The sequence below is a fragment of the Tepidimonas alkaliphilus genome (genome assembly GCF_007556595.1).
In the GTDB taxonomy this organism is placed as follows: Bacteria; Pseudomonadota; Gammaproteobacteria; order Burkholderiales; family Burkholderiaceae_C; genus Tepidimonas; species Tepidimonas alkaliphila.
On sequence record NZ_VJNB01000010.1, the window covers coordinates 70,661 to 94,919 of the forward strand.

Sequence of the window (24,259 nt, forward strand, 5' to 3'; positions counted from 1 at the left end):
GACGGACAGATCCCGGCGCGTCAGGCGGCGTGGCGCGGTTCACCGGCGCCGTACAGGTTGCTCGTGCAGCGGCCGCACAGGTGCGGGTGCGCCGGGTCGTGGCCGACGTCGGCGCGCCAGTGCCAGCAGCGCGCGCACTTGGCGTGGGGCGAGGGCGTGACCTGCACCGCCAGGCGCTCGCCGCGCTGCAGCGTCAGCGCCGAGACGAGGAAGACGAAGCGCGCGTCGTCGCCCAGCGTGGCCAGCAGCGCGTGATCCTCCGGCGGCAGCGTCAGCGTCACCTCCGCCTGCAGCGACGGGCCGATGCGCCCGGCGGCGCGCTCGTCCTCGATGGCCTTGTTAACGGCGTCGCGCACCTGCAGGATGCGCGCCCACTTGGCCAGCAGCGCCTCGTCCGGCGTCGGCAGCGCCAGATACGTCTCGGTGAAGATCGACGGGGTGTGGCCAACCAGCGCCCACGCCTCCTCGGCGGTGAACGACAGGAACGGCGCCATCCAGCGCAGCATCGCGTGCAGGATGCGGTGCAGGGCGGTCTGCGCGCTGCGGCGCGCCAAGGACTTCGGCGCCGTGGTGTAGAGCCGGTCCTTCAGCACGTCGAGGTAGAACGCGCCCAGGTCCTCGGAGCAGAACACCTGAAGTTTGGCCACCACCGGGTGGAACTCGTAGTCGTGGTAGTGCGCCAGGATTTCGGCCTGCAGCTGCGCCGTGCGCGCCAGCGCCCAGCGGTCGATTTCCAGCAGCTGCGCGTCGGGCACGGCCTGCGTCTGCGGGTCGAAGTCGCTGGTGTTGGCCAGCAAAAAGCGCAGCGTGTTGCGGATACGGCGGTAGGCATCGACCACGCGCGCCAGGATTTTGTCGTCGATGGCCAGGTCGCCAGCGTAGTCGGTGGCGGCCACCCACAGGCGGATGATTTCGGCGCCGAGCTTGTCGCTGACCTCCTGCGGGGCCACCACGTTGCCGAGCGACTTGCTCATCTTGCGGCCTTGGCCGTCCACGGTGAAGCCGTGCGTGAGCAGCGCTTTGTAGGGCGCGCGCCCATGCATGGCGCAGGCCGTCAGCAGCGAGGAGTGGAACCAGCCGCGGTGCTGGTCATGCCCCTCGAGGTAGAGGTCGGCCTCGGGGCCTTCGTCGTGGCCGGCGCCGGCGTGGCTGCCCTTGAGCACCGTGTGGTGCGTGGTGCCGGAGTCGAACCACACCTCGAGGATATCGCTGCTCTTGACGTAGAGCACCGGGTCGGTGGCGTCGCCGAGCCGCGCCAGGATGTCGGCCACCGACAGCTTGCTCCACGCCTCGATGCCGCCCTGCTCGATGACGTCGGCGGCCAGGTCGATGATTTCCGGCGTGCGCGGGTGCGGCTCCCCGCTGTCGCGGTGCAGCAGGAACGGCAGCGGCACGCCCCAAGAGCGCTGGCGGCTGATGCACCAGTCGGGCCGGTGCGCGATCATGTCGCGCAGGCGCGCGCGCCCGCTTTCCGGATAGAAGCGGGTGTGCTCGATGGCTTCCAGCGCCATCTCGCGCAGCGTGCGCGGCGCCGGGTCGGTAGCGAAGATGCCGCGCGTGGCCTCGGTCGGCGCATCCATGCGGATGAACCACTGCGCCGCGGCGCGGTAGATCACCGGCGTCTTGTGGCGCCAGCAGTGCGGGTAGCTGTGCGTGATGGTCTGCGTGGCCAGCAGCCGGTCGGCCGCGCGCAGCGTCTCGATGACGCGCGGCACGGCATCCCAGATGCTCAAGCCGCCGAACAGCGGCAGCTCGGCGGCGAAGACGCCATTGCCCTGCACCGGGTTGAGGATGTCGGCCAGCGCCAGCCCGTGCGCGGTGCAGGAGTTGAAATCCTCCACGCCGTAGGCCGGCGCCGAGTGCACGAGGCCGGTGCCGTCCTCGGCGGTGGCGTAGTCGGCCAGATAGACGGGGGCGAGCCGGTCGTAGCCCGGGTGCACGTGCGCCAGCGGGTGGCGAAACGCGATGCGATCCAGCGCCCGGCCCGGCGCCACCGCGCGCACCTGACCCGGCAGGCCGTAGCGCTGCAGGCAGCGCTCCACCAGCGCCTCGGCCAGGATCAGCAGCCCGCGCGGCGTCTCCACCAGCGCATACGGCAGCTCGGGGTTGACGTTGAGCGCCTGGTTGGCCGGGATGGTCCAGGCGGTGGTGGTCCAGATCACCGCCAGCACCGGCTGGCCGGCCAGCGCCTGCAGGTCCGCGTGCGGCAGCGGGCTCGCGGCGGCGAACGCCTGCAGCACGCGCTGCGGCTCGGCGCATTCGAAGGCGACGTCCAGCGAGGCGCTTTGCTTGTCGGCATACTCGATTTCGAACTCCGCCAGCGACGAGCCGCACTCAAAGCACCAGTGCACGGGCTTGAGGCCCCGGTAGACGAAGCCGCGCTCCATGACGCGCTTGAAGGCGCGCAGCTCCTCGGCCTCGTTGCGGAAGTCCATCGTGCGGTAGGGGCGCTGCCAGTCGCCCAGCACCCCCAGCCGCTTGAAGTCGGCCATCTGCAGCGCGATCTGCTCGCTGGCGAACGCCCGCGCCTTGGCCTGCATCTCGTCGCGGCTCAAGCCACGGCCATGGAGCTTTTCGATCGCGTTCTCGATCGGCAGGCCGTGGCAATCCCAGCCCGGCACATACTGCGCGTCGAAGCCCGCCAGCTGCCGCGCCTTGACGATCATGTCTTTCAGCACCTTGTTGACCGCGTGCCCGATGTGGATGCGACCGTTGGCGTACGGCGGGCCATCGTGCAGAATGAACTTCGGCGCGCCGCGGCGCGCCTCGCGCAGGCGCTGGTAGAGGCCCTGCTCCTCCCACTGGCGCACCCAGCCGGGCTCGCGCTGCGGCAGGTTGCCGCGCATCGGAAACGGTGTTTCGGGCAGGTTCAGCGTCGCGCTGTAGTCGGGCAGGGAGGCGTCGCGCGCGTCGGCGGGGGGACGGTCAGGCTTCATGGTGAGCGGCAAGGGGCCCGTGGGCAGACCACCAGGCGCGGGCGTCGGCGCAGTCCTGGGCGATGCCGGCTGCCAGGGCGTCCAGACTCGGGTAACGGCGTTCGTCGTGCAGCTTGTGCAGCAGCTCGACGCGAATGATTCTACCGTAGGCTTCCCCCGGCACCGGCGCTTGCTCGAGCGCGCGCTGGATGCGCGACGGCCACTCAAGGCAGTGCGTCTCCAGCAGCACGCGCCCGCCGTTGACGTCGCGCGCATCGAGCGAGGGCCGCACGCCAAGGTTGGCCACGCCAGGCAGCGGCGCCGCCCCGGGCGCCGGGTCCAGCCCGTGTACCTGCACGACGAAGATACCGCTGGCCGCCGGTTTCCAGTGCCGAAAACGCAGGTTCAGCGTGCGAAAGCCATCGCCGCGCCCCGCCGCGGTCTCGCCCAGCGCGCGTCCGAGCTTGCGCCCGTGCACCACGTGGCCGCTGATGGCATACGGCCGGCCCAGCAACGCGGCCGCGCCGCGCAGGTCGCCGTTGGCCAGCGCCGCGCGCACGGCAGAGCTGGAAACGCGCTGACCGTGCACCTCAAAACTCATCATCCGCGCGACTTCGAAGCCGTGCACAGCGCCCAAGGCGTCCAGCAGTGCGTAGTCGCCGCGACGCTGCGCGCCGAAGCGAAAGTCGTCGCCGACCAGCACGTAGCGCGCCTGCAGCGCGCGCGCCAGCACGTCGTGCACGAACGCCTCAGCTGACAGCGCCGCCAGCTGGGCGTTGAAGGGCAGGATCACGCATTCATCGATGCCGCATTGACGCAGCTCGGCCAGCTTGTCGCGCAGCGTAGCGATGCGCGCGGGTGCCCAATCCGGCTGGCGGCGCTGCGCAGCGAAAAAGTCGCGCGGGTGTGGCTCGAACGTCACCGCGCAGGCCGGCAGGCCACGCTGACGCGCCTCATGGATCAGCAGCGCCAGCATGGCCTGGTGGCCGCGGTGCACGCCGTCAAAGTTGCCGATCGTCAGCGCCCGCGCGCGCGGAGGCTGACGCTGCAAATTGTGCAAGCCATAGACAATGTTCATACCCGGCAGGGTTGGAGCGCGGCTGTCACACGCCGCCCAGCAAAGGGCGCTACTATGACACAGCTATGAGGGTGCTCAAACTCACCGCGCACGGGGTGCCGCAAGCCTGGCTGACGCTGCAGGAAGCGGTGCTGCACTACGCCGCCGGCGACGTGCGCTGGGTCGCCGGGGGGCGCATCGCCACCTTCCGCGGCGGCGTCAACGCCCGCACCGGCCAGCTCTCTTGCGTGGAGGTGCACTCCATCATCGGCACGCGCGGCCACAGCCACGTCAACCCGTTCGACGTTGTGCCGAGCCTAACCAACGCCAAACTGTTTGCGCGCGACCGCCAGGTGTGCGCCTATTGCGGGTTGCGATTTGACGAAAGCGAGCTGACGCGCGAGCACATCGTGCCGCTGGCGCAAGGCGGGCGCGACCACTGGATGAACGTGGTCACCGCCTGCCGCGCCTGCAACCATCGCAAAGGCAACCGCACGCCCGAGCAAGCGCGCATGCCGCTGCTGTATGCGCCGTATGTGCCGAGCCTGTGGGAGGACTTCATCCTGCGCAATCGGCGCATCCTGGCCGACCAGATGGAGTTCCTGATGGCGCATCTGCCGCGCCATTCGCGGCTGCATGCCTGAGCGGCGCCGAGCCAGCGTGCAATCGAAGAACCGAGGGCGTGGCGCGCAACCTCAGCGCCGAGAACGGCGCTGCGCGCCGCTACACTGCCGGGCCATGAGCGCAGCCCCCCGACCGACCCCCCGCCCGCTGGTGATCCTGATCTCCGGCGCCGGCAGCAACATGCAGGCCATCGTGCGCGCGGCGCAGGCGCAGCGCTGGCGCGAGCGCTTCGGCGCCTTCGTCGCCGCCGTCATCAGCAATCGGCCCGACGCCAAGGGGCTGGCCTGGGCGGCAGGGCAGGGCCTGCCGACCGCGGTGGTGGACCACCGGGCCTACCCCAGCCGCGAGGCGTTCGACGCGGCGCTGGCCGACGCGATCGCGCGCTTCGACGCCGACGGACGGGCGCTGGTGGTGCTGGCCGGCTTCATGCGTATCCTCACGCCCGGCTTCGTTGAACGCTTCGCCGGGCGGCTCATCAACATCCACCCGTCGCTGCTGCCGGCCTTTCCGGGGCTGCACACGCACCAGCGCGCCATCGAGGCGGGCTGCCGCTTCGCCGGCGCCACCGTGCACCTGGTGACGGCGGAGCTGGACCACGGCCCGATCCTGGAGCAGGCGGTGGTGCCGATCCTGCCCGGCGACACGCCCGAGGCGCTGGCCGCGCGCGTGCTGACGCAGGAGCACCTGATCTACCCGCGCGCCATCGAGCGCTGGCTGCGCGACGCTGGCGCCTGACGTCCATCGTCGGGCGCCGCCGGTCCTCGCCGGGGTGCGCCGCATCGGGTGCGGCGGTGGGCGCCACCGTCGGATCCCCGCTTCAGCGCAGCGCCCAGAGGGCCCCGCCCACCACCACCAGCGCCACCACCGCCCAGCCGATGCGGTCGATGTGGCGGCGCAACAGCGGCTCCATGCGCGCACCACCCCAGCGCATCAGCGCGGCCACCAGAAAGAAGCGCGCCCCCCGCCCGACGAGCGAGGCCAGCGCGAACGGCAGCAGCGGCATGGCCAGCGCCCCGGCGGCGATCGTGAACATTTTGTAAGGAATGGGCGAGAAGCCCGCAACGAACACCGCCCAGGCGCCCCAGGCGTCGAACCACGCCACCGCCTGCTGGTAGGCCGGCCAATAGCCGCTGCCGCGCAGCCACGGCTCGATGGCCGCGAACGCCAGCCAGCCGATGAGATACCCCGCCAGCCCCCCCAGCACCGAGGTCCAGGTGGTCAGCCACGCCAGCCGCCAGGCGCGCTGCGGCTGGGCCAGCGCCATCGGCGCCAGCATCACGTCCGGCGGCACCGGAAAGAACGACGATTCGGCAAAGCTCAGCGCCCCCAGGTAGCGCGGCGCGCGCGGGTGGCGCGCCCACGTGAGCGCGCGGTCGTAGAGCGGGGCGAACAGGCGCATCGCGGCAGCTCCCCCTCAGGCGTGGTGGAACACCAGCCCGGCGTGCTCGCGCATCGCGTGGAAGCGGATCTTGGGCCAGTTGCCCTCCACCGCGCGCAGCGTGGCGGCGTGGTCGAGCAGGATGGCCGGCGCCTCCACCGCGTCCCAGGCCATGCGGTGCAGGTTGGCGTCGATGAAGCGCTTGAGCTCCGCCACGCCGCCGTTTTCCGGCGGGCAGGTCACCCAGCGCACCACGTGGTAGGGGCTTGGGGCGATGCGCGCCTTGACGCCGTATTCGGTCTCCAGCCGGTGCTGCACCACCTCGAACTGCAGCTGCCCCACCGCCCCCAGCAGCAGCACCGAGCCCGCCATCGGCCGGAAGACCTGGATCGCGCCTTCCTCGCCGAGCTGCTGCAGGCCGGCGCGCAGCTGCTTGGTGCGCAGCGGGTCGGCCACCTCGACGCTGCGGATGATCTCCGGCGCGAAGAACGGCAGCCCGGTGAACTGCAGCGCCTCGCCCTCGGTGAGCGTGTCGCCCAGCTGCAGCAGCCCGTGGTTCGGGATGCCGATGATGTCGCCGGCGTAGGCTTCCTCCAGCAGCTCGCGCCGCTGCGACAGGAACGAGACCACGGTGTTGGGCTTGAACTCCTTGCCGGTGCGGGTGATGCGCAGCTTCATGCCGCGCTCGAAGCGGCCGCTGGCCACGCGCACGAAGGCCACGCGGTCGCGGTGCGCCGGATCCATGTTGGCCTGGATCTTGAACACCACGCCGCTGAACTTGGGCTCGGTTGGCGCCACGGTGCGCTGCAGCGCGGGTTTGGGCCCCGGCGGCGGGGCCAGATCGACCAGCGCGTCCAGCACCTCCTTGACGCCGAAGTTGTTGATCGCCGAGCCGAAGAACATCGGCGTCTGCGTGCCGGCCAGAAACGCCGCGTGCTCAAACGGCGGCGTGGCGCCTTCCACCAGCTCCAGCTCCTCCTGCGCCTGCTGCCACTCGGCGCCGAAGCGCTGGGCGATGGCGGGGTTGTCGCGGCCCGCGAGGATCTCCTCGTCGCCGCCGCGGCGGTCCTGGCCGGGGGCGAAGACGCGCATCTGCTCGGCGCGGCGGTCCCACACGCCGTGGAAGAGCTTGCCCATGCCGACCGGCCAGGTGAACGGCACCACCGACATGCCCAGCTCGCGCTCGATTTCGTCCAGCAGGTCCAGCGGCGCCTTGACCTCGCGGTCCATCTTGTTGATGAAGGTCAGGATCGGGGTATTCCGTGCCCGGCAGACCTGCAGCAGCCGCCGCGTCTGCGGCTCCACGCCGTTGGCGGCGTCGATCACCATCAGCGCCGCATCCACGGCGGTCAGCACGCGGTAGGTGTCCTCGCTGAAGTCCTGGTGCCCCGGCGTGTCCAGCAGGTTGATGACGCAGTCGCGGTATTCCATCTGCATCACCGAACTCGCCACCGAGATGCCGCGCTGCTTTTCGATCTCCATCCAGTCGCTGGTGGCATGGCGCGCCGCCTTGCGCGCCTTGACGCTGCCGGCGATGTGGATGGCGCCCGAAAACAGCAGCAGCTTTTCGGTCAGCGTGGTCTTGCCTGCGTCGGGGTGCGAGATGATGGCAAAGGTGCGCCGGCGGCGCACTTCGGAGGCGAGGTCTGGCATGGGGCGCGATTATCCGGCAGCGGTGGGGGTGCCAATTCGAGGGGTAGGTCTGGCTGGGCGACAATCGACCTATGAGCCAGGCTCGCGCTTCTCGTTGGCGCCGCGCGGCGCCGCCGCCGGCGCCGCCGCTGCAACTGGCGGCGCAGTTGCTGCAACAGACACTGGCGTTTCGCCAGCCGCCCGATGCGGTGCTGGCGCAGACGCTGGGGCAGGGGCCGCGCCGGGTGGGCTCCCGCCTGCGCCAGGCGTTGGGGGATACGCTGTATGCGGCGCTGCGCGCGCTGTCGCGCTGGCACGGCCTGGCGCGGCGGCTCAGCGGGCGACCCGCCGCGCCGCTGGAACTGGCGGCGCTGCGCGCGGATGCGCAGGCGTGCCGCGCGGTGATGGCGCTGGCCTGGCCGGCATCGGCGCTGGAGGCGCTGCGCGATGCCGACCCTGCTGCGGCGCAAGAGGTGCAGCGCTTGCAGGCGCAAGCGGCCCGCGTCGATCTGACCGGGGCGGCCCCGTGCGAGCGCTGGGGGCTGCCCGCGTGGTTGATCGAGCGCTTGCAGCCGCAGCTTGCGACCTCGGAGTGGCCGTTGCTGGTGCAGGCGCTGCAGACCCCGGCGCCGGTGGATTTGCGCGTCAACGCCTTGCAGGTTCGCCGCGAGCAAGCTCTGGCCGCGTTGCAGGCGCTGGGCTTGCCCGCTGAGCCGACCCCCTACGCCCCGCATGGCTTGCGTCTGCCGCAACGCGCGCGTCTGGCAGGTCTGCCCCCCTATGAGCAGGGCTGGGTCGAGGTGCAAGACGAAGGCTCGCAGCTCATCGTGGCGCTGGTGGGCGCGCGCCGCGGCGAGACGGTGGTGGATTTTTGCGCCGGCGCCGGCGGCAAAACCCTGGCGCTGGGCGCGCAGATGCGCGATGAAGGCCGGCTGTATGCCTTCGATGTCAGCGCGCGGCGTCTGCTGGCCTTGACGCCCCGTCTGGCTCGCGCGGGGCTGACGCTGGTGGTCAGCATGCAAATCGCCGACGAACGCGACGAGCGGCTGGATCGCTTGAGCGGCAAGGTGGATCGCGTGCTGGTCGATGCGCCGTGCACCGGCAACGGCACGCTGCGGCGCCACCCGGAGCTGGCGTGGCGTCATGATCCGGCCAGCGTCGCGCAGCACGCCGAGCTGCAGCGGCGTATCCTGGCCGCGGCGGCCCGCCTGGTGCGCCCCGGCGGGCGGCTGGTCTATGCCACCTGCAGCCTGCTGCCCGAAGAAAATGAGTCGGTGGCTGCGGACTTTGACGCCCTGCACGGCAGCCGTTTTCAGCGCTTGCCAGCGCTCGACCTGCTGCAAGAGGCTCGCGTGCCGAAGGCGGCGGACTTGGTGCAGGGGCCCTACCTGCGGCTGTGGCCGCACCGTCACGGCTGCGATGGTTTTTTTGCCGCGGTGTGGCAGCGGCGGGCTTGACCGCGGCGGCCCGGGGTTCGACACCTGCAGCGCTCAGCCGAGCCCCAGCCGCTGCATCCAGTAGCGCAGTTTGGCCAACGTCCAGCCCAGCTCGCGCGCGGTGCGCGACTGGTTCCAGCGGTTGCGCTCCAGCATCGCCTGCAATTGCGCGCGCGGCAGCGGCGCTTCATCGTCGCAGCAGAGGCTGGCTGCGGGGCGGGATGGATCCGGCGGGGGCTCGATGGGTGTAGCGCTGGCAGGTAGATCCAAGGCGTCGGCATCCAGCACCGGCCCTGGGTGCAGCGCCACGGCGCGCTCCAGCAGGTTTTCCAGCTCGCGCACATTGCCCGGGAACGGGTAGGGTTGCAGCCGCTGCAGCGCCGCCTCCGTCAGACGCGGCACAGGGTGCAGGCCGTCGCGTTGCGCCAAACGCTGCAGGATAGCTTGAGCCAATTCCGGCAAATCTTGCCGGTGCTCGCGCAGCGCCGGAGCCTGGATGGGGATGACGTTGAGACGGTAGTAAAGATCATGGCGGAAGCGACCCTCCTGCACCAGGCGGTTGAGGTTTTTGTGCGTGGCGCTGACGATGCGCACATCGACCGGCTCCTCGCTTGCCGCCCCCACGGGACGCACAGCGCGTTCCTGCAACGCGCGCAGCAATTTGACCTGCATCGGCAGCGGCAAGTCGGCCACCTCGTCCAAAAACAACGTGCCGCCGTGCGCCGCCTGAAACAGCCCGGCGCGGTCGCTGCTGGCGCCGGTGAACGCGCCGCGCTTGTGGCCAAAGAGCTCGCTTTCCAGCAACTCCGGCGGAATGGCGCCACAGTTGACCGCCACGAATGGGCCTTGGGCGCGGTGGCTGCAGGCGTGCAATGCGCGCGCGATCAATTCTTTGCCGGTACCCGACTCGCCGCTGATCAACACCGGCGCCATGGTGCGCGCCACGCGCTGGATGGTGACGCGCACGGCTTGCATGGCGGCGGAGGATCCGATCAGGCGTTGCAGCGCTTCGGGCGCTGCGTCAACGGCTGGCGGGGATGGGCTGGCGGCATCCGGCTGCGCCTGCAGCGCGGCGGTGACGGCCTGCCGCAGGCGCGCCGGCGAGACCGGCTTGGTCAGGTAGTCGAACGCCCCAGCTTTGAGCGCCTGCACGGCGTTGTCGGCGGAGCCATAAGCGGTGATGACGATGGCCCGCTCGGGTCGAGCCTGAGCGGTCAGCTCGCGCAGCAAGTCCAGGCCGCTGCCGTCGGGCAGGCGCATGTCGGTCAGCACCACGCGGTAGTGGCGTTGGGCCAGCCGCGCGCGCGCGGTGGCCAAGTCAGCCGCTTCGTCCGCCGCTTGACCGACTTTGGTCAACGCCAGCGCGTAGAGCTGGCGCAGGTCCGGCTCATCTTCAACGATCAAAAGGTTGGGCCCAGACATCGCTGACGGTCATGTCGCCCCCATGCGGGCGTCGACGCACGCCTCGGGATGCGCCAACGGCGCATCGAGGGTGAACGCGTTGCCAAGGCGCCCCTGCCGTTCGGCCACGCCGTGCGTCAACTCCGCATGATAGCGGCGGCACAGCTCGCGCGAGAGGTAAAGCCCCAGCCCGCTGGAGCGGCTGTCCGAGCTGGCAAATGGCTCGAACAGGTGTTGGCGCATGGCGGGATCCAACGGGGCGCTGTCGCTCCAGACCGTCAGCCGAACGCGCGCGCCACAGGCGGCGCTTTCCACCCGGATGGCGCCGGCGGCGGCGCTGGCGTGGCGGTCGGCGTTGTCCAGCAAGTTCACCAGCACCCGACGCAAATGCTCGGCGTCGAAGCCAATGCCGGCGTCGCCTGCTTCGCGCACGCGCACCAGCCGCGCGCCTTGCGGACGCTGCGCCAGCCAGTCGGCCAAGACGGCGTCCACCGCTTCGTCCAACGCCAAGACCGTCGCAGGGGTATCGTGAGGCTGGGGCGCGCGCGCCGCTTCCAGCACATCGCTGATGGTGCGGTTGATGCGCCGCACGTTCTGGTCGATGACCTTCAGCAACCCAGGCGATGCCGGACTGGCCTCCTCTTGCAACAGCGCGCATGCTTGCGCAATGGCCGCCAAGGGGTTGCGGATTTCATGCGCGATGGCGGCCGAGACCCGCCCCATGGCGGCCAGCTTTTCGGTGTGAATGCGCAGCTCGAGCGCTTGCAAGTCCTGCAACACCAGCAGGTGCGCCGTCAAGCCATCGGGCCCGCGTGCGGTTTGAATTTGCACCCGCACGCGTTGGCTGCGTCCGTCGGGGTGGGGCAGCACGCCGTGGCGCACCGTGCAGGGCTCGCTGGTCTGCAGCTCGGCCAGCCAGCGCAGCAGCTCGCGCCAGGCGGGGGTGGCGGTGACCCGCTCGACAGCCTCCGTGGAAGCAGCCTGCGGCTGCGGCACCCCTAGCATGCGCGCCGCGGCGGGGTTGAGGTAGCGCGGGCAGCCGGCGTGTCCATCGACGACCACAATGCCTTCAGCCAACGCGCCGGCGATCAGCCGATTGACTTCGGCCTGCAGCTGCGCCTGCGCATGGCTGCGCCGTGCGGCGGCGGTCTCGCCCGCCAACCGGGCGGTCAGATGGCTGGCCAGCAACGCCACCAGCAACAAGCCGGTGCCGGTCACGGCGGCTTGCAGCCAAGCTGCGTTGCCCGCCACCGGCTCCAGCTGCCAGGCCCGCGCCAACAGCAACAGGGTGGCGGCCGACGCCACCCCAAGCGCCAACACGCGCGGGCCGAGCACCGCGGCCAGCAACACGGGCCAGACGAACAGCGGCGTGAAATTCACCCCGGCGGGCGTGAGGTGTTCCAGCAGGGCGAAGACAGCCAAGTCGGCCCACACGGTCAGCAGCCAGCGGCCCGACCAGGCGTTGGCCTCGGGCAAAGCCGGCGGCAACGTCAGACTGGCCGCGGTGATGGCCACCAGCAGCGCGCACAGGCCGGCAATCCAAGGCGGCGTTTGGCCTGACAGCCAGCCCAAGACGCTGAGCAACAACAGCGCCAGCGCCAGCACCAGGCGCGCGGTCATCAGCGGCTGCCACAGACGGGCTGGCGCCTCGGCAGGGGCAGGCTCGGCGAATGGAGTCTCGGCGTGCGCAGCCCATACGGGCGTCCAGCGCGCCGCGCCGCCTTCAGCCTTCGGACAGCCGCCGGTGTTCATGGCTGCAATACGCGCCGAGGGCGCCGCGCACCGCTTCCGTGGCCGGCAGGTGCAGCCCGCAGTGCAGGCAGCGCACCATGGCTTGGGGGGTGTCGGGGGTGGTCTGCCTCGGGGCGCAGGCGCGGGAGCGCAGCCTGCGCGAGCGCCGCCACCACAGCCAGCCGCCCGCCAACACCGCCAACACCAGCAGCCACTTCAGCAACGGTTGCATGGCCGATGTCCGTCGCGTTCACACGCCGCGGTGCAGAATCACTTCGAGCACGAAGTGCGAGCCGACGTAGCCCAGCAACAGCAGCACGCCCGCGGCGTAGAGCATGCGCACCGCCAGCCGTCCGCGCCAGCCCCAGCGCCAGCGCCCCCACAGCAGCGCGCCCAGCACGGCCCACGAAAGGGCTGTGAACACCGATTTGTGGGTGATCCAGCGCGCCGCCGGCCCCATCAGGCTGGTAAAAATCCAGCCCGCGATCAGGGTCAGCGTCAGCAAGGCAAACGCGGCCCACACGAAGCGAAACGTCAGCCGCTCCAGCGCCAGCAACGGCAACGCGGTGGGTTGCATGCCGCCGGCGCGGATGGCGGCCTCAGTGCGCTGCGTCATCCAGCCGTGCGCCACCGCCGCGCCCAGCAGGCCGTAAGAAGCAAAGCCCAGCGCCCAGTGCAGCGGCAGCCAGGGCGACGACAGCGAAGGCACGACCGTGCCGGGAAACCACAGCGCCAGCAGCACCGCCGGCACGCCCAAGCCCGCCAAGGTCCAGCGCGCCGCAAGTTGCGGGTAGAGCTGCGTTTCCAGCGCATAAACGGCCAGCACCAGCCACGCGGTGACCGACAGCGTCGGCGCAAAGCCGAACCGGGCCGGGGTGGCGCTGAACGAGGCCGCCAACGCCAGCCCATGCAGCACCAACGTCGCCCACACGAGCAGCGTGAGATGGTGGGATCGCAGGCGGGCCGCCCACAGCGACAGCGCGCCGTAGCCGGCCGCCGCGCCCAGCGCGGGGGCCCACAACCACCAAGGGCTCGCCGATACAATCATTCGCCTAGTGTAACGAAGGGCCATGACATGGCTTCCGCCCTGACCGAAAAACTGTCGCGCCTGGTCAAGCAGATCCGCGGGCAGGCCCGCATCACCGAGGCCAACGTGCAGGACATGCTGCGCGAGGTGCGCATGGCGCTGCTGGAGGCCGACGTCGCGCTGCCGGTGGTGCGCGACTTCATCGCCCGCGTCAAGGACAAGGCGCTGGGGCAGGAGGTGGTCGGCTCGCTCACGCCGGGTCAGGCGCTGGTCGGCATCATCCACCGGGAACTGGCCGCCACGATGGGCGAGGGCGTGGCCGACGTCAACCTGGCCACCCAGCCGCCGGCGGTGATCCTGATGGCCGGCCTGCAGGGCGCCGGCAAGACCACCACCACCGCCAAGCTGGCCAAGTGGCTGATCGAGCGGCGCAGGAAGAAAGTGCTCACCGTCAGCGGCGATGTCTACCGCCCGGCGGCGATCGAGCAGTTGCGCACGGTGACGAGGCAGGCCGGGGCGGAGTGGTTTCCGAGTTCGCCGGATCAGAAGCCGCTGGAGATTGCGCGCGCGGCGCTGGACCATGCGCGCAGGCACTACTTCGACGTGCTGATCGTCGACACCGCCGGGCGCCTGGCGATCGACGAGGCGATGATGCAGGAGATCCGCGCGCTGCACGCCGAACTCAAGCCTGTGGAGACGCTGTTCGTCGTCGATGCGATGCAGGGGCAGGACGCGGTCAACACGGCGCGTGCGTTCAAGGAGGCGCTGCCGCTGACCGGCATCGTGCTGACCAAGCTCGACGGCGACTCGCGCGGCGGGGCGGCGCTGTCGGTGCGCGCCGTCACCGGCGCGCCGATCAAGTTCGCCGGCGTGAGCGAAAAGATCGACGGGCTGGAGCTGTTCGACGCCGAGCGCCACGCCGGGCGCATCCTTGGCATGGGCGACATCGTCGCGCTGGTGGAGCAGGTCACCGCCGGCGTCGACCTGCAGCAGGCGCAAAAGCTCGCCGCCAAGGTCAAGAGCGGCGGCTTCGATCTGGAGGATTTCCTCGAGCAGATCCGGCAGATGAAGAAGATGGGGGGGCTCTCGAGCCTCCTGGACAAGCTGCCAGCCCAACTGGCGGCCAAGGCCGGCGAGGCCGACCTCGACCGCGCCGAGCGCGACCTTCGCCGCAAGGAGGGCATCATCTGCGCGATGACGCCCGAGGAGCGGCGCCACCCCGAGATCATCAAGGCCAGCCGCAAGCGCCGCATTGCCGCCGGCGCCGGCGTGCAGGTGCAGGAGGTCAACCGCTTGCTGAAGGAGTTTGAGCAGATGCAGGCGATGATGAAGAAGATGAAGGGTGGCGGCCTGATGAAGTGGATGAAGCGCCTGGGCGGCGCAAAAGGCGCGGGGCTGGGCGGCTTGCCAGGCTGGCCGGGGCGTTGAAAGGCAGGGGCCGCCCAGGGGCCATTGACGCCGCGCAAGCGGCAGGCGGCGGCGCGGCGCTAGGATGGCGACGTGTGGGTGCTTGAGCTTGCCCTGAGCCTGCTGGCGCTGGCGGCGGCGCTGTCGGTGCGGCCATGGCGGCTGCTGCGCGGGCCCTTGCTGTCGCCGACGCTGGCGGCGCTGGTGTTGTTGCCGTGGTTTTGGCTGCTGCCGCAAAAGCTGCCCAGCGGCATGGCGGTGCAGTTTTCCGGCGCCAGCCTGCTGGTGTTGATGCTGGGCTGGCCGCTGGCCGTGCCGGTGTTGCTGTTGGTGGCGCTGGCCGTCTGGTGGCTCGGGCAGGCGCCATGGGAAGCCGTGCTGTCGCAGTGGGTGTGGGTCGGGTTGGTGCCAGCGACCTTGGCCTTGCTGATCGGCTGGGCGCTGCGGCGCTGGCTGCCGCCCAACGTCTTCATCTACACCCTCGGGCGCGGCTTTTTGGGTACGGCGGTGGCGCTGTTTGCAGCGGGCGTCATCCACGAGGGCATTCACCACCTGATGGACGGCGTCAGCGTGCATGAAGCGCTGGTGGCGCGCTGGCTGATGGCCTGGGGCGATGCCTTTCTGACTGGTTTGTTCGCCGCGGTGTTCGTGGCGTTTGCCCCGCAGTGGCTGGCCACCTGGTCCGACGAGCGCTACCTGCGCCCGCCGCCGAAGGCGTGATGCGGCTGCGCGTGCGCGGGCGACGTCCGGCCCCTACAATGGCCCGCATGAATGCCAAGGTTGGCTGGGACGGTCTCGATCCGCGCGATCGGGCTGTCATCCTCGGATTGCTGATGCCGGTGGCGCGCCGCCACGGGGCGCAAGTGCGCCTGTTCGGCTCGCGGGCGCGCGGGGACGCGCGCCCGCAGTCGGATATCGACCTCGCCCTGTGCGCGGGGAGTCCGTTGCCGGCGGATGAGCTGGCCGCCCTGCGCGAGGCGCTGGAAGCCTCCAGCGTTCCGTTCCGCATCGATTTGGTGGACCATGCGCGTGCCGGCCCGGCGCTGCGGCAGGCGATCGAGCGCGAGGGCGTCCCATGGACCGGCTGACGCGGCGGCTGGAGGTCGCCGACCGGGCCCTGGCGACGCTGGAGGAGTTGGCCGCCGAGCCGTTCTCGCCGCTCCTGCGGGACGCCTCCATCCAGCGTTTCGAATACACCTTCGAGGCGGTCTGGAAGGCGGCGCAGGCCGTGCTGCAGCAGCATTTCGGTGTCGAGCTGGCTTCGCCGAAGCCGGTGGTGCGGGCCTGCTTCGAAAACGGCCTGCTGACCGAGGAGGAGGCGCGGCAGGCGCTGGCCATGGTGGATCATCGCAACCTGACGGCGCACACCTACGACGAGGCGCTGGCCGAGGCCATCTTCGCCGCGCTGCCCGGCTATCGCGTCTTGCTGCGGCGCTGGCTGCAGCGGCTGGCGCAGGCCGGCGCTCCATCCCGCTCGTAGGTCACGAAGGCAAACGGCAGCCCGTCGGCGCTGACGTGTGGCTCGCGCGCCGTCTCGCGCCAGTCGGGGCCCAGCGTCGGGGCGAAGGCGTCGCCGTCGAAGGCGCGCGCAATCTCGGTGACGATGGCGCGGCGCGCCAGCGGCTCGGCCTGGGCATAGACCTGCGCGCCGCCGATCACCCACACCTCGGCGGGCGGCTGCCCGTCCGGCCCGCGCAGCGTGCGGCAGTGCGCCAGCGCCGCCTCGAGGCTTTCCACCGGCGCCGCGCCGGCGGCGGCCAGCTCCGCCGCGCGCGCCGCGTCGCGCGTCAGCACCAGGTTGACGCGTCCAGGCAGCGGGCGAAAGCGCGGCGGCAGCGACGTCCACGTCGTGCGCCCCATGATGACCGGGCAGCCGTGCGTGAGGCGGCGGAAGTGCGCCAGATCCTCCGGCAGATACCACGGCAGAGCAGGGCGGCCGTCACGGATGCAGCCGATGACGCCGTTGGCGGCGCGGGCCAGAATCAGATTGAGGCGCATGGAAGGCATTATGCGGGCGCGCCAGCAGGCGGCAGGTGGCGGGCCGTGGCTGCGGTGTGGCGCGCGGCTCGGTCGTGCCGCGGCGGCAGACCGCCCGCCGCGCCGTCGCGAAGGCCCCGACGGCGCGCGTGGCCTCGTAGAATGAAGGGCTTGCTCCACGCTTTCCGACCGACATGAGCCAACCCGCCGATCGACCGTTCTTTACCGTTGCCGACATCCGGCGCACCTTCCTGGACTTCTTCGCTCAGCGCGGGCACACGGTGGTGCCGTCCAGTCCGCTGATCCCGGCCAACGACCCGACGCTGATGTTCACCAACTCCGGGATGGTGCAGTTCAAGGACGTGTTCCTCGGCACCGACAAGCGTCCGTATGTGCGCGCGGCGTCGGTGCAGGCGTGCCTGCGCGCCGGCGGCAAGCACAACGACCTGGAAAACGTCGGCTACACCGCGCGCCACCACACCTTCTTCGAGATGCTGGGCAACTGGTCGTTCGGCGACTACTTCAAGCGCGAGAGCCTGAAGTGGTCGTGGGAGCTGCTGACCGAGGTGTTCCGGCTGCCGCCCGAGCGCCTGTGGGCCACCGTCTATCACGAGGATGACGAGTCCTACGACATCTGGACCCAGGAGATCGGCCTGCCGCCCGAGCGCGTCGTGCGCATCGGCGACAACAAGGGCGGCAAGTACCAGAGCGACAACTTCTGGATGATGGCCGACACCGGCCCGTGCGGCCCGTGCTCGGAGATCTTCTACGACCACGGCCCCGAGGTGGCCGGCGGCCCGCCCGGCAGCGCGGAGGCCGACGGCGACCGCTACATAGAGATCTGGAACAACGTGTTCATGCAGTTCGACATGCAGCCGGACGGCTCGGTGCGGCCGCTGCCGGCGCCGTGCGTGGACACCGGCATGGGGCTGGAGCGCATCGCCGCGATCCTGCAGGGCGTGCACAGCAACTACGAGATCGACCTGTTCCGCGCGCTGATCGCCGCCGCGGCGCGCGAGACCGGCGCCACCGACCTCACGAGCCCCAGCCTGCGCGTGATCGCCGACCACATCCGCGCCACCGCCTTCCTGGTGGCCGATGGCGTCATCCCGAGCAACGAGGGGCGCGGCTACGTGCAGCGGCGCATCATCCGCCGCGCCATCCGCCACGGCTACAAGCTCGGGCGCAAGGCGCCGTTCTTCCACCGGCTGGTGCCGGATCTGGTGGCGCAGATGGGCGAGGCGTACCCGAACCTGGCGGCGCAGCAGCAGCGCATCATGGACGTGCTGCGCGCCGAGGAGGAGCGCTTCTACGAGACGCTGGAGCACGGCATGGCGATCCTGGATGCGGCGCTGGCCGGCGGCCAGGAGGTGCTCGAGGGCGAGGTGGCCTTCAAGCTGCACGACACCTACGGCTTTCCGCTCGACCTGACGCAGGACGTCTGCCGCGAGCGCGGCGTGGCGGTCGATCTCGAGGGCTTCGAGGCCGCGATGCAGCGCCAGAAGGAGCAGGCGCGCGCGGCGGGCAAGTTCCGCATGGAGCGGGTGCTCGACTACGCCGGCCCGGACAACCGCTTCGTCGGCTACGAGCACCTGCGCGCCGAAGCCAAAGTGGTGGCGCTCTACCACGAGGGCACGCCGGTGGCCGAGCTCAAGGCCGGCCAGCGCGGCATCGTGGTGCTGGACGAGACGCCCTTCTACGCCGAAAGCGGCGGCCAGGTCGGGGACCGCGGCGTGCTGGAAAGCGGCTCGATGCGCTTCGAGGTGCACGACACGCAGAAAATCAAGGCCGGCGTGCACGGCCATCACGGCGTGGTGGCGCAGGGCGTCATCGCCGTGGGCGACCACGTCACCGCGCAGGTCGACGGGCCGCGTCGCGCCGCCACGATGCGCCACCACTCCGCCACCCACCTGCTGCACAAGGCGCTGCGCGAGGTGCTCGGCGAGCATGTGCAGCAGAAGGGTTCGCTCGTCGATGATGAGCGCACGCGCTTCGACTTCTCGCACCCGGCGCCGCTGACGGCGCAGCAGCTGCGCGCCATCGAGGCGCGCGTCAACGCCCAGATCCTGGCCAACAGCGCCACGCAGGCGCGCGTGATGCCGCTGGAGCAGGCCAAGGCGCTGGGCGCGATGATGCTGTTCGGCGAGAAGTACGGCGAGACGGTGCGGGTGCTCGACATCGGCTCCAGCCGCGAGCTGTGCGGCGGCACGCACGTGGCGCGCACCGGCGACATCGGGCTGTTCAAGATCGTCGCCGAAAGTGGCGTGGCCGCCGGCATCCGCCGCGTCGAGGCGGTGGCCGGCGAGCGGGCGCTGGCCTACCTGCAGCAGCTGGAGGATCAGGTGGCCGCCGCCGCGGCGGCGCTGAAGGCGCCGGCGCCGGAGCTGGTGGCGCGCATCGAGCAGGTGCAGCAGCGCATGCGCGAGCTGGAGAAGGCCGTCGAGGCGCTCAAGGGCAAGCTGGCTGGCGCGCAGGCCGACGAGCTGGCTGCGCAGGCGGTGGCGGTGGGCGATGCGCGCGTGCTGGCCGCGCGGCTGGACGGGGCGGACGCCAAGGTGCTGCGCGAGGCGGTCGATCGCTTGAAAACCAAGCTGGGCCGCGCGGTGGTGGTGCTGGCCAGCTTGGAAGGCGGCAAAGTGCAGCTGTGCGCCGGCGTGACGCCGGACCTGGTGGCGCAGGGCGTCAAGGCCGGCGAGCTGGTCGGTGCGCTGGCGGCGCGGGTCGGCGGCAAGGGCGGCGGCAAGCCGGATCTGGCGATGGCCGGCGGCAGCGACGTCGCCGCGCTGCCGGCGGCGCTGGAAGGCGTGGCAGGCTGGGTGCAGGCGCGCCTCGGCCTCGCTCAGACGGCCTGACCGGTGTCCCCGGGCGGCGCCGGGGCGGGTGAAGCCGGCGTCGTCGCGGGCGGCTGCGGCGGCTGCGCGCGCATGTGCTCGACGAAGCGCCGCGCCGCCAGCGACAGGCGGCGGTCGCGCCGCCACACCAGCATCCACTGCCGCTGGATCGGCGTGCCGGCCATCGGCACGATCACCACGCCGTCGCGCGCCGGGTCGTCGGCCAGCGCGTGGCGCGACAGGAACGCCACCCCGAGCCCCGCGGCCACGGCGTGCTTGATGGCCTCGTTGCTGCCGAGCGTGGCGCGGATCTGCGGCTGGCGTCCCTGCGCGCGCAGCCACGCCTCGGTGGCCAGCCGGGTGCCGGAGCCCGGCTCGCGCAGCAGCAGCGGCGCGCCGTCCAGCATCCGCCGCGGCACGCGCGCCAGCCGCGTCCACGGGTGATCGAGCGGCGCGATCAGCACCAGCGGGTTGTCCATCAGCGGCACGCCTTCCAGCGGCGGCTGCTCCGGCGGCATCATCATCACCGCCAGCTCGATGGCCTCCTCGCGCAGGCGGCGCACCACGGCGTCGCGGTTGTCCACGGCCAGCTCGATGTCGATGCCCGGGTGCTCGGTGGTGTAGCGGTGCAGCCACTGGGCGATGAAGTACTCGGTGGTGGTGACGCCGGCGATGCGCAGCACGCCGCGCTCCAGCCCGTGCAGCGCCTGCAGCTCGTCCTCGAAGCGCTGCCAGCGCGCGAACATGTCCAGCGCCGCCGCGCGCAGCAGCTGCGCCGCCTCGGTCGGGCGGATGCCGCGGCCGGCCGGCTCCACCAGCACCGCGTCCAGCGCCTGCTGCAGCTCGTGGATCTGGGCCGAGACGGTCGGCTGCGTCAGGTGCAGCTCCTGCGCCGCGCGCGTGATCGAGCCGAGCCGCACCACCGCCTCCAGCGTGCGCAGCTGGTGGAAGGTGGTGCGCGGCATCGACGTCATCAAGACCGAAAACCTCTGCACCTTCGACGGCGAGCGCGGCTACGCGCTGGGTCATGAGCAGTGAGTCGGCGGGGCCAGCGCGCGCCGGCTCTCGAAGCGGCGCCGCTGGCCGGTGACGGGGTCGTCAAAGGCCATGGCGCGCGCCAGCAGGCGCAGCGGCTCGGCGTGGTCGTCGGACTCGTGCGGGCCGCGGCGCACCTCGGGGTAGAACGGGTCGCCCAAGATCGGTGCGCCCAGCGCCGCCATGTGCACGCGCAGCTGGTGGCGCTTGCCGGTGACGGGGCGCAGCCGCCAGCGCGCCCAGCGACCCTCGGGGCCGAGCCGCTCGATCGGCTCGATCCAGGTCTCGCTGTTGGGCGGCAGGACCTCGGCGGGACTGGCCTCGCGCATGCGGAAGAAGGCGGCCTCGTCCTCGCGCAGGTGGCTCACGCGCCGCTGCGGCCACGGCAGGTCGCCGCGCCACGGCGCGATCGCCTCGTATTCCTTGTCGATGCGGCGCTCGCGGAACAGCCGCTGGTAAGCGTCGCGGTCGGCGGCCCTGACGCTGAACAGCACCAGCCCGGCGGTATCGCGGTCGATGCGGTGCAGCGGGCTGAGCTCGGGCAGGTCGAGCATCGCCTTCAGCCGCACCAGCAGCGTCTCGCGCACGTAGCGCCCGCCGGGCGTGACCGGCAGAAAGTGCGGCTTGTCCACCACCAGCAGGTGCGCGTCGCGGAAGAGGATCTCGGCCTCGAACGGGATGGGCGTCTCCTGCGCCACCTCGCGCCAGTAATAAATGCGCTGGCCGTGCAGGTAGGGCGTGCGCTCATGCAGCGGCTGCCCGCGCTCATCCAGCACCTCGCCGCGTTGCAAGCGTGCGCGCCAGACCTCGCGCGGTACATGCGGCATGCGCTCAGCCAGGCAGTCCAGCAGCGTTGGCCAGGGGCAGTGGCGCAGCCGTGGCAGCGCCAGGCAGCTGGGGCTGACGCCGTGGCGTAGCGCGATTGAAGCGGGGCGCGGCGGGCGGGCCATCAGGTCGTCCAAGGCTCGCGCCCCGGCACGCGCGCCAGCAGCCGCAGGTCGTCGCCGATTGGGGCCACATCCACGTAGCGCAGCCGCACGCCGTCGTCCAGCTGCGCCAATGGCGGCAGCGCCGCCAGCGGCTCGCCCGGGCCGAGCAGCCGTGGCGCCAGGTACAGCAGCAGCTCATCCACCAGCCCGGCGCGCCACCACGAGGCGTTGAGCTTGGAGCCAGCCTCGAGGTGCAGCTCGTTGACCTCGCGCGCGGCCAGGTCCGCCAGCACCGCCGCCAGATCGACCTTCGGCGCGCCGCCCGGCGTCTTCGGCGGGCCGGGCAAGTCCACGATCGTCACGCCCTGCGCTTGCAGCACAGCGCGCCGGGCCTGCGCCGCCGCGCGCGCGGCCTCGTCCTGCGCGGTGTAGAGCAGCACGGCGCCGGGCGGCTGCAGGATGCGCGCCGCCGGGTCGATCTCCAGCGCCGAATCCAGCACCGCGCGCAGCGGCTGGCGCGCGGTCGGCACCAGCCGTACGTCCAGCCGCGGGTTGTCGGCGCGCACGGTGCCGATGCCGGTCAGCAGCGCGCCGGCGCGGCGTCGCCAGGCGTGGCCATCGGCGCGTGCGGCGGCGCCGGTGATCCACTGGCTCGTGCCGTTGGCCAGCGCCGTGGCGCCGTCCAGCGACGCCGCCACCTTCATCCGCACCCATGGGCGGCCGCGCACCATGCGGCTCCAGAAGCCGATGTTGAGCTCGCGCGTGGCCACCGCCGCCGGGTGGTCGGGGCTGAGCACGTCCACCCGTATGCCGGCGGCGCGCAGGCGCTGCACGCCCCGGCCCGCCACACGCGGGTTGGGGTCGATGGCGGCCACCACCACGCGCGCCACGCCCGCGGCCACCAGCGCGTCGCAGCACGGCGGGGTGCGGCCGTGGTGGCTGCACGGCTCCAGCGTCACCCAGGCGGTGGCGCCGTGCACGTCGGCGCCGGCGGCCTGCGCGGCGCGCAGCGCCATCACCTCGGCGTGCGGCCCGCCGGCCTCCTGCGTGTGGCCGTCGAAGGCGCGCCCGTCCGCCAGCACCAGCCGGCAGGCCACGCGCGGGTTGGGGTCGGACAGGCCCACCGCGCGCTGCGCCAGCGCGTGCAGCTCAGCCCACAGCGCGGCCTCATTCATCGCGGCGGCGGAAGATCAGGTCCCACACCCCGTGGCCGAGCCGCAGGCCGCGCTGCTCGAACTTGGTCGGGGGCCGGTAGCCGGGCCGCGGCGCGTAGCCGCCGAGCGTCGGGTCGGAGCTGGCATTGGCCAACTTTGGCTCGGCCGACAGCACCTCCAGCATCTGCTCGGCGTAGGGTTGCCAGTCGGTGGCGCAGTGCACGTAGCCGCCGGGCTTGAGGCGGCTCGTCAGCAGCGCGACGAACGGCGGCTGGATCAGGCGGCGCTTGTGGTGGCGCTTTTTGTGCCACGGGTCGGGGAAGAAGATGTGCACCCCGTCGAGCTGCTGCGGCGCGATCATGTGCTGCAACACTTCCACCGCGTCGTGCTGCACGATGCGCACGTTGGTCAGCGCAAGCTCCCCGATGCGCTTGAGCAGCGCGCCGACGCCGGGCTCGTGCACCTCGCAGCCGAGGAAGTCCTCGTCTGGGCGGCTGCGCGCGATCTGCGCCGTGGCCTCGCCCATGCCAAAGCCGATTTCCAGGATCAGCGGCGCGCGGCGGCCAAAGACGGCCTGCGGATCCAAGGGGTGCGGGCGGTAGGGCAGCACGAAGCGCGGCCCGAGCTCCACCAAGGCGCGGGCCTGCGCGCGCGTGGTGCGGCCCGCGCGGCGCACGAAGCTGCGCACGGTTTTCGGGTGGGCAATGCCGGGCGACGCCGTTGCAGCTTCAGGGGCGGGTAGCGTTGGTTCGGTCACGAGCCTGATTGTAGAGACGGGCTGCCTGCATCCCGCGCGCCGGGTTGCGACCAGCGCAGGCGCCACGGCTTGACCCATCCCTGCAGCGCTTCATGCAGCCCGCCAGAGGGCGGCGGCAGCCCCAGCACCGCGGCGGCTGCGGCCAGCGCCGCCAGCGGGTCGCGCAGGTCCAGCGGCTGTGCGCCGTTCTGCTTGGAGAGCTTTTCGCCATTGGCGCCGCGCACCAGCGGCGTGTGCAGGTGGCGCGGCGTCGGCAGGCCCAGCGCCCGTTGCAGGACGATCTGGCGCGGCGTGTTGTCGGCCAGGTCCTCGCCGCGCACGACGTCGCTGATGCCCTGCGCCGCGTCGTCCACCACCACGGCGAGCTGATAGGCCCACAGTCCGTCGGCGCGCTTGAGCACGAAGTCGCCGACCTCGGCCTCCACATCCTGCGCTTGCGGCCCGAGGCGCCGGTCGTGCCACGCCAGCGGCACCGGCAGGCCGAGCTCGGCGATGACGCGCCCGACGTGCAGCCGCCAGGCGCGCGGCGCGCGCCCGCGCAGGCCGCCACGCTCGGGGCGGCAGGTGCCGGGGTACGGCAGCACGGCGTGGCGCTGGCGCCGCACGCCGCGCACGGCCCAGGCGGCCTCGATGGCTTGGCGCGTGCAGGCGCATGGGTAGGCCCAGCCGCGCGCCACCAGCTGTTGCAGCGCCGCCTCGTAGAGCGCGCCGCGCCGCGACTGCCACTCGACCGGCTCGTCCGGCTCCAGCCCGCAGGCCGCCAGCTGCGCCAGAATGGCCTCGCCCGCGCCCGGCACGCAGCGCGGCGCATCGACGTCCTCCAGGCGCACCAGCCATGCGCCGCCGTGCGCGCGCGCGTCCAGCCAGCTGGCCAGCGCCGCCACCAGCGAGCCGGCGTGCAGCAGCCCGGTCGGCGACGGCGCGAAGCGCCCGCGGTAGCGCGGGCCGGCCGGGCTGCTGCACGCCGG

At 71.7% G+C, this 24,259-nt stretch carries 23 protein-coding genes; 9 read left to right on the forward strand and 14 right to left on the reverse strand.

The genetic code is table 11. The annotated features are described in order from the left end of the window. Positions 1-20: 20 nt before the first annotated feature. Together ileS and Talka_RS09625 are read right to left on the reverse strand one after the other, a co-directional pair. The gene (gene ileS / locus Talka_RS09620) at positions 21-2,936 is read right to left on the reverse strand and encodes an isoleucine--tRNA ligase (RefSeq protein ID WP_143891074.1); all 2,916 of its coding nucleotides are present in this window, start codon (positions 2,934-2,936) and stop codon (positions 21-23) included. After that, positions 2,926-3,993 carry a bifunctional riboflavin kinase/FAD synthetase gene (locus tag Talka_RS09625; RefSeq protein ID WP_143891076.1) on the reverse strand — a complete coding sequence of 356 codons (1,068 nt, stop codon included), beginning with the start codon at positions 3,991-3,993 and terminating at the stop codon, positions 2,926-2,928. Before Talka_RS09625 ends, ileS begins: the two co-directional genes overlap by 11 nt. Positions 3,994-4,058: 65 nt before the next feature. Between Talka_RS09625 and Talka_RS09630 the strand changes: the two genes are divergently transcribed. Beyond that, the gene (locus tag Talka_RS09630) at positions 4,059-4,616 is read left to right on the forward strand and encodes an HNH endonuclease (protein ID WP_143891078.1); all 558 of its coding nucleotides are present in this window, start codon (positions 4,059-4,061) and stop codon (positions 4,614-4,616) included. 94 nt (positions 4,617-4,710) lie between these two features. Beyond that, complete coding sequence (gene purN, locus Talka_RS09635; protein ID WP_143891080.1) at positions 4,711-5,331, forward strand: phosphoribosylglycinamide formyltransferase; 621 nt, start codon at positions 4,711-4,713, stop codon at positions 5,329-5,331. Positions 5,332-5,413: 82 nt separating this feature from the next. On the opposite strand, the gene Talka_RS09640 is transcribed toward purN, so the two are convergent. Both Talka_RS09640 and Talka_RS09645 read right to left on the reverse strand, forming a co-directional pair. Continuing rightward, positions 5,414-5,995: a YqaA family protein gene (locus Talka_RS09640; RefSeq protein WP_143891082.1), complete on the reverse strand. Its 582-nt coding sequence runs from the start codon at positions 5,993-5,995 to the stop codon at positions 5,414-5,416. Positions 5,996-6,010: 15 nt separating this feature from the next. After that, a complete protein-coding gene (locus Talka_RS09645; protein ID WP_143891084.1) occupies positions 6,011-7,627 on the reverse strand; it encodes a peptide chain release factor 3 in 1,617 nt (538 codons plus the stop codon). 71 nt (positions 7,628-7,698) lie between these two features. On the opposite strand from Talka_RS09645, the gene Talka_RS09650 reads away from it, so the two are divergent. Next, a complete protein-coding gene (locus Talka_RS09650) occupies positions 7,699-9,063 on the forward strand; it encodes an RsmB/NOP family class I SAM-dependent RNA methyltransferase (RefSeq protein WP_143891086.1) in 1,365 nt (454 codons plus the stop codon). A gap of 33 nt (positions 9,064-9,096) precedes the next feature. Here Talka_RS09650 and Talka_RS09655 read toward each other — a convergent pair whose 3' ends face one another. Genes Talka_RS09655 through Talka_RS09670 form a run of 4 tightly spaced genes read right to left on the reverse strand, consistent with a single transcriptional unit; the run spans position 9,097 to position 13,222 of the window. Beyond that, positions 9,097-10,464 carry a sigma-54-dependent transcriptional regulator gene (locus Talka_RS09655; protein ID WP_143891088.1) on the reverse strand — a complete coding sequence of 456 codons (1,368 nt, stop codon included), beginning with the start codon at positions 10,462-10,464 and terminating at the stop codon, positions 9,097-9,099. Positions 10,465-10,473: 9 nt separating this feature from the next. Then, positions 10,474-12,195 carry a sensor histidine kinase gene (locus Talka_RS09660; RefSeq protein ID WP_143891090.1) on the reverse strand — a complete coding sequence of 574 codons (1,722 nt, stop codon included), beginning with the start codon at positions 12,193-12,195 and terminating at the stop codon, positions 10,474-10,476. Next, on the reverse strand, positions 12,167-12,406 hold the full coding sequence (locus tag Talka_RS09665) for a PP0621 family protein (protein ID WP_246100650.1): 240 nt from the start codon (positions 12,404-12,406) through the stop codon (positions 12,167-12,169). Before Talka_RS09665 ends, Talka_RS09660 begins: the two co-directional genes overlap by 29 nt. 18 nt (positions 12,407-12,424) lie before the next feature. Continuing rightward, positions 12,425-13,222: a cytochrome C assembly family protein gene (locus Talka_RS09670; protein WP_143891092.1), complete on the reverse strand. Its 798-nt coding sequence runs from the start codon at positions 13,220-13,222 to the stop codon at positions 12,425-12,427. A gap of 27 nt (positions 13,223-13,249) precedes the next feature. Here Talka_RS09670 and ffh point away from each other — a divergent pair, with 27 nt between their 5' ends. The 4 genes from ffh (at position 13,250) to Talka_RS09690 (ending at position 16,088) form a co-directional block, all read left to right on the forward strand. Continuing rightward, on the forward strand, positions 13,250-14,629 hold the full coding sequence (gene ffh / locus Talka_RS09675; RefSeq protein ID WP_143891094.1) for a signal recognition particle protein: 1,380 nt from the start codon (positions 13,250-13,252) through the stop codon (positions 14,627-14,629). A 72-nt stretch (positions 14,630-14,701) separates the two neighbouring features. Then, a complete protein-coding gene (locus tag Talka_RS09680) occupies positions 14,702-15,328 on the forward strand; it encodes a hypothetical protein (RefSeq protein ID WP_143891096.1) in 627 nt (208 codons plus the stop codon). A 47-nt stretch (positions 15,329-15,375) separates the two neighbouring features. Then, complete coding sequence (locus Talka_RS09685) at positions 15,376-15,696, forward strand: nucleotidyltransferase family protein (protein ID WP_221933879.1); 321 nt, start codon at positions 15,376-15,378, stop codon at positions 15,694-15,696. After that, positions 15,684-16,088, forward strand: a complete 405-nt coding sequence (locus Talka_RS09690; protein ID WP_143891098.1) for an HI0074 family nucleotidyltransferase substrate-binding subunit — start codon at positions 15,684-15,686, stop codon at positions 16,086-16,088. The genes Talka_RS09685 and Talka_RS09690 overlap by 13 nt, the downstream gene beginning before the upstream one ends. Here the strand turns inward: Talka_RS09690 and Talka_RS09695 are convergent. After that, positions 16,022-16,606 carry a dihydrofolate reductase gene (locus Talka_RS09695; protein ID WP_143891100.1) on the reverse strand — a complete coding sequence of 195 codons (585 nt, stop codon included), beginning with the start codon at positions 16,604-16,606 and terminating at the stop codon, positions 16,022-16,024. The two genes, Talka_RS09690 and Talka_RS09695, sit on opposite strands and share 67 nt — an antisense overlap. Positions 16,607-16,779: 173 nt before the next feature. On the opposite strand from Talka_RS09695, the gene alaS reads away from it, so the two are divergent. After that, positions 16,780-19,437, forward strand: a complete 2,658-nt coding sequence (gene alaS, locus Talka_RS09700; RefSeq protein ID WP_143891102.1) for an alanine--tRNA ligase — start codon at positions 16,780-16,782, stop codon at positions 19,435-19,437. Here alaS and Talka_RS09705 read toward each other — a convergent pair. Further along, entirely contained in the window at positions 19,425-20,381 is a 957-nt protein-coding gene (locus Talka_RS09705; RefSeq protein ID WP_185970125.1) for a LysR family transcriptional regulator, read from the reverse strand. The two genes, alaS and Talka_RS09705, sit on opposite strands and share 13 nt — an antisense overlap. Between Talka_RS09705 and Talka_RS12010 the strand changes: the two genes are divergently transcribed. Then, positions 20,350-20,454, forward strand: a complete 105-nt coding sequence (locus tag Talka_RS12010; RefSeq protein WP_221933880.1) for a hypothetical protein — start codon at positions 20,350-20,352, stop codon at positions 20,452-20,454. The genes Talka_RS09705 and Talka_RS12010 overlap by 32 nt on opposite strands. Here Talka_RS12010 and Talka_RS09710 read toward each other — a convergent pair. The 4 genes from Talka_RS09710 to gluQRS form a co-directional block, all read right to left on the reverse strand. Beyond that, positions 20,442-21,401 carry a pseudouridine synthase gene (locus Talka_RS09710; RefSeq protein WP_143891106.1) on the reverse strand — a complete coding sequence of 320 codons (960 nt, stop codon included), beginning with the start codon at positions 21,399-21,401 and terminating at the stop codon, positions 20,442-20,444. The genes Talka_RS12010 and Talka_RS09710 overlap by 13 nt on opposite strands. Then, positions 21,401-22,555, reverse strand: a complete 1,155-nt coding sequence (gene ribD, locus Talka_RS09715; RefSeq protein ID WP_143891108.1) for a bifunctional diaminohydroxyphosphoribosylaminopyrimidine deaminase/5-amino-6-(5-phosphoribosylamino)uracil reductase RibD — start codon at positions 22,553-22,555, stop codon at positions 21,401-21,403. The genes Talka_RS09710 and ribD overlap by 1 nt, the downstream gene beginning before the upstream one ends. Further along, the gene (gene trmB, locus Talka_RS09720) at positions 22,548-23,291 is read right to left on the reverse strand and encodes a tRNA (guanosine(46)-N7)-methyltransferase TrmB (RefSeq protein ID WP_246100651.1); all 744 of its coding nucleotides are present in this window, start codon (positions 23,289-23,291) and stop codon (positions 22,548-22,550) included. Before trmB ends, ribD begins: the two co-directional genes overlap by 8 nt. Beyond that, positions 23,288-24,259, reverse strand: a 972-nt coding sequence (gene gluQRS, locus Talka_RS09725; RefSeq protein WP_246100652.1) for a tRNA glutamyl-Q(34) synthetase GluQRS, incomplete at its 5' end; no start/stop codon positions are given. The genes gluQRS and trmB, both read right to left, overlap by 4 nt.